Consider the following 1609-nt stretch of genomic DNA (forward strand, 5'->3'; position numbering starts at 1 on the left):
GATGTGTATAAGAGACAGGACGCACGTAGTCCGGGATGGCCAGCGCGTCCCGCTCCGGGCCGCTGGCCGCATAGATGACACAGTCGGGCTTGAGCGCGATCAGCGCGTCGGCGTCGTTGGTGGCTTTCAGGCCGATCGGCTCACCGCCGGCCAGCTCGCCCGCGTCCTTGCCGACCTTGGCGTCCGAGTGCACCCACACCCCGACCAGGTCCAGATTGGGGCGCCGCTGGATCGCGCGGATGGCGATCGAGCCGATGCCACCTGTCGCCCACACCACCACGCGATGAGCCGTCATCTTGTTCCTCCTCGAGTGCGTGCGCGACGAAAGCCTGGGCGGCCGTTGCCCTTACGTCAACGGCGGCGGCCGTTGTGACCCGACGTTCGACTTGGAAACTACCGCCGCGGATCTACGCGGTCAAGGATTTAAGAAAGCGGGCACTATCTTAACGAACAAATTTTAGGTTAGGGTGCAGCTGTGACGGCCCACCAGCGTTTTGCCCGTCTCCGAGCGACAATTCGGGGCGGCTGGCGCTGATGTTCACGCTCAGGTTCGACATGCGCGCCCCGCATGGGGGCGCGCCGGCCACCGATCTGTACGCCGCGGCCATCGACATGTGCGAGTGGGCCGAAACGCGGGGTGCCGTGCTGGCGGTGCTCTCCGAGCACCACGGCGCCGACGACGGTCATCTGCCGGTACCGCTCACCTTGGCTTCGGCGATAGCGGCCAGGACGCGCACGTTGGCGATCCTGCTGGCCGCGGTGCCGATTCCGTTGTGGGATCCCGTCCGGCTCGCCGAGGAGATCAGCGTGCTGGACTTGATCAGTCGCGGACGGGTGTCCTACGCGTTCGGCGTGGGACATCGCCGCGAGGAATACGAGCACTTCGGCATCGACATGAGCACGCGCGGTCGCGCGGCCGACGAGATGCTGGACGTCCTTGGGCCGCTGGTGCGCGGTGACCCCGTCGAATATCGGGGGCGCACGGTCCGCGTCACCCCACCGTGCGGCTCGCCCACCGGGCCGATGGTGCTGATCGCAGGCGGTAGCAAGGCCGCGGCGCGGCGGGCCGGTCGCCACGGCCTGGGGTTCATCTCGCAGACCGCGTCGCCCGGCCTGAAGGATTACTACGAGGAGCAGTGCCGTGCGCACGGGCACGAACCCGGAATCATCCAGTTTCCCCAACCCGGCGCTCCGACAGCGGTTTTCGTAGCCGACAACGTCGACGAGGCCTGGGATGAGCTGGGGCCGCACCTACTGCACGACGCGAAAACGGCGGCGTCCTACCGGCCGCACGACGACTCGGTCGCCAGCATCACCCGCGCAGACAGCGTGGCGGAGCTGCGAAAGGGTGGCCCGTACCGCATCTTCACCCCCGGCGAGGCGGTCGACTACGTGCGCGGCGGACAGCTGCTGCCCTTGCACCCGGTCTGCGGCGGCGTCGCACCGGAGGTGGCGTGGCCCTATCTCGAGCGTGCCGCGGCCGCCTTTGCAGACGACCAGTGAGGAGAGTGCCCATGCGTGTTGTCGTATGGTCGACCGGGGGAGTCGGCTCGAACGCGATCGATGCCATCGGGCGCCGGCCGGACCTGGAACTCGTTGGCGTGTGGGT

At 68.0% G+C, this 1609-nt stretch carries 1 protein-coding gene and 1 pseudogene; one reads left to right on the forward strand and one right to left on the reverse strand.

All coding sequences use genetic code 11. The annotated features are described in order from the left end of the window. A pseudogene (locus A5760_RS10925) lies at nucleotides 1-295 on the reverse strand (dihydrodipicolinate reductase); the annotation flags it as partial. A gap of 239 nt (nucleotides 296-534) precedes the next feature. Between A5760_RS10925 and A5760_RS10930 the strand changes: the two are divergent. Next, complete coding sequence (locus tag A5760_RS10930; RefSeq protein ID WP_064880543.1) at nucleotides 535-1503, forward strand: LLM class flavin-dependent oxidoreductase; 969 nt, start codon at nucleotides 535-537, stop codon at nucleotides 1501-1503. The last annotated feature ends 106 nt before the right edge of the window (nucleotides 1504-1609 follow it).

It is taken from the genome of Mycobacterium colombiense, assembly GCF_001665835.1.
GTDB classification, from domain to species: domain Bacteria; phylum Actinomycetota; class Actinomycetes; order Mycobacteriales; family Mycobacteriaceae; genus Mycobacterium; species Mycobacterium colombiense_A.

Excerpts from the sequence above, each read along its gene's own strand:
- A5760_RS10930 (WP_064880543.1), top strand. The coding sequence starts at position 535 with ATGTTCACGCTCAGGTTCGACATGCGCGCCCCGCATGGGGGCGCGCCG.